The 6,384-nt window shown below is 52.4% G+C and carries 5 protein-coding genes; 4 read left to right on the forward strand and 1 reads right to left on the reverse strand.

Annotated features, from left to right (window positions below):
• Positions 1-185: 185 nt before the first annotated feature.
• The 3 genes from glpX (at position 186) to rpe (ending at position 2,860) form a co-directional block, all read left to right on the forward strand.
• Entirely contained in the window at positions 186-1,175 is a 990-nt protein-coding gene (gene glpX, locus QZP87_RS01680) for a class II fructose-bisphosphatase (protein ID WP_291321188.1), read from the forward strand.
• Between the two features lie 27 nt (positions 1,176-1,202).
• A complete protein-coding gene (locus QZP87_RS01685; RefSeq protein ID WP_291321189.1) occupies positions 1,203-2,129 on the forward strand; it encodes a phosphoribulokinase in 927 nt (308 codons plus the stop codon).
• Between the two features lie 62 nt (positions 2,130-2,191).
• Positions 2,192-2,860, forward strand: coding sequence for a ribulose-phosphate 3-epimerase (rpe, locus tag QZP87_RS01690; RefSeq protein ID WP_291321192.1), 669 nt, complete (start codon positions 2,192-2,194; stop codon positions 2,858-2,860).
• 16 nt (positions 2,861-2,876) lie between these two features.
• Here the strand turns inward: rpe and QZP87_RS01695 are convergent, their stop codons facing one another.
• Positions 2,877-4,748: an FAD/NAD(P)-binding protein gene (locus QZP87_RS01695; RefSeq protein ID WP_291321190.1), complete on the reverse strand. Its 1,872-nt coding sequence runs from the start codon at positions 4,746-4,748 to the stop codon at positions 2,877-2,879.
• A 976-nt stretch (positions 4,749-5,724) separates the two neighbouring features.
• On the opposite strand from QZP87_RS01695, the gene QZP87_RS01700 reads away from it, so the two are divergent.
• Positions 5,725-6,384 (forward strand): TMEM165/GDT1 family protein, encoded by a 660-nt coding sequence (locus tag QZP87_RS01700; RefSeq protein ID WP_291321191.1) that lies wholly within the window; start codon positions 5,725-5,727, stop codon positions 6,382-6,384.

Genomic DNA, 6,384 nt, shown 5'->3' on the forward strand with positions numbered 1-6,384 from the left:
TGACCTCCGGGGACTGGCTCTTTTGCCGCCTGATTTTTTGTTCAATTGCAAGTTTTCAAACGGCAAAAGTGCCTGTCCCCAATTGAGACAGGTTATAATTTTTTGAAGTTTCGCTGTAGTGGTAATAAGTTTCGCTGTAGTGCTGATCATTTCAGATTGCCATCAAAACAATAAAAGGACTAGCCATGGAACAAGAAGCGCCTCAGAGAAATCTGGCCCTGGACCTGGTCCGGGTCACAGAGGCAGCCGCCCTGGCATCTTCGCGCTGGCTGGGGAAGGGGGACAACAAAAACGGAGATCTGGCTGCAGTGGATGCCATGCGCCTGAGCTTCAACGCCATTGAAATCAGGGGCGTGGTGATAATTGGTGAGGGAGAAAAAGACAAGGCCCCCATGCTTTACAATGGAGAACCCCTGGGCACAGGACGGGGACCCGGCATGGATGTTGCGGTGGACCCGGTAGAGGGCACAAAACTGCTGGCCTATGGCCGTCCCAACGCCATTTCAGTGGTGGCTCTGGCTCCCAGGGGCACCATGTATGATCCGGGACCGGCCTTTTACATGCAAAAGATAGCTGTACCCACCCAGGCCCGGGACTACGTAGACATTAATGCCCCTGTAAAAGACAACCTTCAGTCCATTGCATCCGCCCTGGGCAAATCGGTGGACGACCTGGTGGTTTTTGTGCTGGACAAGCCCCGTCACAGGAACCTCGTTCAGGAGATCCGGGAGGCGGGTGCCCGCATTCAGCTGCATACCGATGGGGACGTGGCTGGAGCACTGATGGCCGTAAGCCCGGACGGCGATGTGGACGTCATGATGGGTACCGGAGGTACACCAGAGGGCGTTCTGACAGCTGCCGCCATTATTGCCATGGGCGGGGAAATGCAGTGCCGGCTTGATCCCCAGTCAGAGCAGGAAAAGAACAACCTGCTGCAGTCCGGGTATGATTTGAAGCAAGTCCTTACTGTACGCGACCTCATCCGCAGCGAGGATGTATTTTTCGCTGCAACCGGCATCTCAGGTGGTACTTTTCTGCAGGGTGTCAGTTTTACCGGACAGGGAGCGTTGACCCGTTCCATGGTCATGCGGGGCAAAACAGGTACTCTGAGACGCATTGAATCACTTCATTCATTTGAAAAACTGCTGCGCATCAGCGCCATCAAATACAAATAATTACAAAGTCATGAACCCGAGACAGACATGAGAAGGGCAAAACCCATCATACTCGGCATTGCCGGAGACAGCGGCTCCGGCAAGACCACTCTGGCCCAGGGCATAATACAGATCCTGGGCCCCGAAATAGTCACCAACATCTGCATTGATGATTATCACAAGTACAGCCGGGCTCAGCGCAAGGAGACCAACCTGTCCGCCCTGCACCCGGACTGCAATTATCTGGATATTCTGCAGAGCCACATTACTGAACTGCGCCGGGGAGGAGCAATTCTCAAGCCCGTCTATGATCATCAGAGAGGGGATTTCGCCCTGCCTGAATATGTGCTGCCAGGGTCTTTTATCATTGTGGAGGGTCTTCTGGGATTTTACAACAAAAAACTTCGGGAAATCTTTGACCTCAAGGTATTCCTGGATCCCGAGGACTTCCTGAGAAAAACATGGAAAGTGCAGCGAGACATCTCTCAGCGCGGATACTCTTCTGAGGAAGCGGAAAACACGGTGTACCGCAGGGCGGAAATGTCGGCGCGCTACATCGCTCCACAGCGTGAACATGCCGACATAGTGCTCAACTTTTACCGACCTGGAGAATTACCCCAGGAGACCGGCAGCAAACTCAATGCAAAGATGATCTTAAGACCAACGGTCAGACACCCCGACTTCTCAGAACTTGTAGAAGAAAATCCCGGTTCAGAGGAAAACTGCCTTTCCTTTACTCTGGGCCGGGACTCGGGAACTCCCGTGGACCTGTTGCACATCCAGGGCAACATCAGGCAGAACACCATGGAGTCCACAGCCAAGATTATCCTGGATAACCTGCCAGAAGCCGGACCCACCAGCATTGCCGGTACAGGACGCTACCTTGAGGGCAAAACCCAAAAGACCAGCTATCCCCTGGCACTGACTCAACTGCTCATCAGCTTTTATCTGCACAAGCTCAAATTGAACCGTTAACCTCAAAAATGACAGGTATTGCAACCATCTGCAATGCCGGAGACTGAAGTATGCCCAAGGAAATGATCCTCTCGCCCTCACTTTTGTCATCCGACTTCAGCAACCTGGCCCGGGAACTCAGGGACCTGGAAGATGCCGGTCTGTCCTGGGTGCATTGGGATGTAATGGATGGCTCATTCGTTCCCAATATAACCTTTGGCCCTCCAATCATAGCCGGATGCCGCAAAAACAGCGGTCTTTTCTTCGATGTACACCTGATGATAGAGGCCCCTGACCGTTATCTGGAAGACTTTGTTCACGCCGGGGCAGACCTTTTATGCGTCCATGCAGAGGCCTGCAGACATCTGGAGCGTACTCTGTCAGAGATATCCAGGCTGGGCGCTAAACCAGCTGTTGCCCTGAACCCGCATACCCCTTTGCAGGTGCTGGAGTACGTCCTGCCTCAAGTAGAAATGGTCCTTATCATGAGCGTCAATCCAGGTTTTGGGGGCCAGACGTTCATACCCTTCAGCCTGGAAAAAATCCGCAGACTGAAGTCCATGATAAACCAGTGCAACTCCCGGGCACTGATCCAGGTGGACGGGGGGGTCACCCCTGACAACACCAGGGATCTTCTGGAGTGGGGCGCCGATGTGCTGGTCTCAGGTTCCGCCTTTTTCGCCCACCCTCCGTACAGGCAAAGGCTTGAGACCTTTATGCAGGCGGCAGGGGAGCAACTTAAGATCCCTTGATCCAGGCAATCCAGACTCAGACTTCTTCTTGCACTGTCTGCACCCCGGCCTGCTCCCTGTGATGTATCCTTTTCACTGCATCCCCGGCCCAGTTGCTTAGCTGGGTAATGGCGTTGGAATTTACATCCGGGCGGGCATCAGCGGCATTGAACCATACCTTGCCCTCCACCGGGATACCCAGGGCGCAGATATGCTCATTTATGCCGCCGTCTTCTGCCACGAGCTGGTAATCCTGGGTGATATCCAGTCCGCCCATCTCGAAACTTCCGGTATTGTCGGAATTGGTGTAAGTACGTGCCATCCCGCGCTGCAAAAGGTTCCGGATGAGGGCTGATGTGTCGTTTTTGTTATCCACGCCATGGATACGGCCATTGACCACATGATGCACTATCCTCCGGGATCCGGGAACTTCCGGACTTGACACCTCAAACAATCCCTTTTCTTGATCCATTCGGATCTCCGGTGATGGGCCTGAAAAAGAAACAAGGCCCTGCCTGACCAGACTCCAGAGTTCCTGTACACTTTCAATGGGTGGCCCCACCGCAACCCGGTTGTTGGTGCGCTCAAAAGTCTTTTTCATGTACCGGTGCGAGGCCGCGGTCAGTCCCCCGTGATCCACCGCATTTCTCAATGTATCCCGCAGATCACGCAGCACCGAGTCCACCGCGTTTTTAACAGGGCTGTCCATATTGCCCTTTTTTGCCTCTTCGATATCATGGCGGATCTCCTGCAGCACAAAATCCGTGTAATGCGCCATGGAGTCGAAAAGAGTCTCACCGGGTTTTCTAGCGGACTCCAGCCTGGACAAAGGATTTTCCAGGTATTGCCAGTCAAACCTTTCATGATGTTCAATCTCTTTTTGCACCAGGGCCGCTCTTTGGGTTGCATCCCGACAGTTCAAATATGCGCGGCCGAAGTCTTCACCCTTGAGGGTCTTGTAATAAACGTATTCCATTTCCTGCAGAATCAGGGGAAAAAGTTCATCCCTGAAGTCCAGCTTGCCTTTTTGCTTCAGCCTGTGCACAAGTTCCCTGGTAAATATCCGGGCCTGGTACTGTTCTGTCTTCTGGTTGATCCCACGTGCGCAATACGGGAGCCCCAGCCTGGAGCCCAGGATGATATGCGGTTCCTTTCCGCTGGGGAGATACCTTCCGGACCGGAACTCTCCGCTTCGTCCATGGGTGAAGCCTCTGACTACATCCGTGGCAGTCAGTCCCATGCCTATGACGTATACGGTCTCATGCGGCTGGATGTGCTCTAATTTCGAAGCTATGGGATAGGCCAGGTGAACATAGGAAATGTTGTCACCTTTTTGCTGCCCGGCCTCAGCAAACTTGTTTAACCTGTCCTCCAGGCTGCCCGGTACAATCCTGTTTTTGGAATGCCCGGTGAGCAGGACCACTTCCTGGGCGTAAATCCTTTCACCATTATCAAGCAGTACCACCTGCAGCCCATCTGGCGCAGGATCTATATCAACGGCCTCAGCCACATGCCGGTGCAGGCGCACATTTTCCGGAAAATTAGCCTCTGTCCAGTCAAAGCAGGCAGCCAGGTACTCTCCGTGCAGCGCCCTGGGCGGGTAGTCGTTTTGACCATAGCTGTAGCCCTTTTCCTGCAGATAGCCGTACAGAGTTTTTCTTGATTCCCTGGCACGAGCCTCGGCATCATCATCCCCAAAAGCTGTAATCTGGCAGGAAACGGTGTTCAACAACAGGTAATGAGGCTGATTTACGTTGTGAACATTGCCCCCACCGAACTTGCCGGATTTTTCCACCACGTGAATATTGACCTGGTTTTCAGGAGAGTTGGCGGATAAGGCCAGTGATAAACGCCTTAAACAGTAAGTTCCCCTGGGACCTGCGCCGATAATTACAATATTATGCTTCATAACAATCTCCATTCAGTTATTGGTCTGCAGTATCTGTTCAGCGCTTTGCATGTGGCACGGGGGCTGACTCTTCCGGGACCCGCTTGTCCTAAAAAATGAGTCATTATAACACTACAGCGGCACTTTGTGTAAATTATCGCCTCGGCAACCGGGGACAGGCACCCCGAACTTATTTTTAAAAACCGTCAGTCTTCTGTAAGCAAAATAAGTGCGGTGAGCCAGTCCCCTTCCAGCATAAATTAAAGTGTCGCTGTAGTGATAAGCACAAAATGATGCTCAAGTGGGTTCCGGAGTGCCTGTCACCTGCTTTCCTAAAAAGCGCTGAAGAGATACGCTCTGTAAAAACTCCTATACTCTTTTAGGCATTTTATCCGCATCTTGCAACATCCTGATTTCCCGGCCGCCGAATCCGCGCTTCTCTGAAATCCCACGCACCAATCCTTCCTCTCCCACTCTGATTCTCTCTTCTCTGCACCACCCACTTACTCTTCTTCACCCCTCTCCTGCTCATCTTCCACTCCAATACCCCACATCCCCTTACTCCCATATACCCACACTCAGCCACTCCCCAACATAAATTATTGACAAACCCGTCCTGCTGTGATTCAGATAAGTTCACATGTATCCATTCAGGGGGTCCTCGGTGGTGACTATTGGCAAAAGGCCGGGGGACTGTCCCCGCTTATGTAAGATTGTGCAATTTCACAATATTTAGCGATTGTAATTTTTGTGTTTGTGCAGGAAAAATGTCGCGGGGACTGTCCCCTGGCCGGTATCTGCCCCCTCTGAATGGTTACGTTCACTTCAGGGGAGTAGTCGCTTCGCTCGTGTCGGGCGAAGGCGTACGTCAACATCATCGGCCATACAAATCAGCCGTGGCGTGCGCGACCAGATATGGCTTGACGAGACCTGTGGCATTGAACTCCGGTTCTCAAAGGCACCAGAGAACCTTACCCTGACCGGGCAATGGAGTTTTATGTCTCATGTTTCGCAAACAGCCGCCCGGTCCACAAGGCGCAACATGGAAGCATTCCTGATTTCAACCCTTGCTGTGGGTATTGCCGAGATAGGAGACCGTTCCCTTTTTCTGGCCATCCTTCTAGGTGTTCAGTATCAACGTCCCTGGCCCGTTTTCTGGGGCATGACCACCGGACTCTTTTTAAACCAGGCCTTATCCGCGCTTCTGGGCGTCTGGCTGTTCAGGGTAATAAACCCCGAATGGCAGGGCTGGATTGTTGGGACTGTTTTTCTAATTATGGCGATATGGGTGCTTATCCCGGATGATGAAAAAAAATTCAAGCAACGCTCAACAGGAAGCATTTTTCTGGCATCTGCACTGGCTTTTTTCATCCTGGAGATGGCGGACAAGACACAACTGGCTGTGATAACCCTGGCAGGAGCATTTGAAGCCTTTTTACCGGTAGTGGCAGGGGCAACTCTGGGTATTCTATTAGTTACCACCCCTGCACTCTGGCTCGGCTCCCGCTTTGCTGCCAGGCTGCCCCTGAAATTACTCAGGATATCAGCCTGCTGCCTGTTTCTGCTCATTGGAGGCTGGGTACTCCTGGATACTGCAGGCATTCTGCCCCATTACGAACTGTTGCAGCCGGCAAGATATTTTGAGGCTCTGCAATAA

This window comes from Desulfonatronospira sp. (assembly GCA_003563255.1).
Lineage (GTDB): Bacteria > Desulfobacterota > Desulfovibrionia > Desulfovibrionales > Desulfonatronovibrionaceae > Desulfonatronospira.

Coding starts and splice junctions, on each gene's coding strand:
- glpX (WP_291321188.1), top strand. CDS start 186: ATGGAACAAGAAGCGCCTCAGAGAAATCTGGCCCTGGACCTGGTCCGG.
- QZP87_RS01700 (WP_291321191.1), top strand. CDS start 5,725: ATGTCTCATGTTTCGCAAACAGCCGCCCGGTCCACAAGGCGCAACATG.
- rpe (WP_291321192.1), top strand. CDS start 2,192: ATGATCCTCTCGCCCTCACTTTTGTCATCCGACTTCAGCAACCTGGCC.
- QZP87_RS01685 (WP_291321189.1), top strand. CDS start 1,203: ATGAGAAGGGCAAAACCCATCATACTCGGCATTGCCGGAGACAGCGGC.
- QZP87_RS01695 (WP_291321190.1), bottom strand. CDS start 4,748: ATGAAGCATAATATTGTAATTATCGGCGCAGGTCCCAGGGGAACTTAC.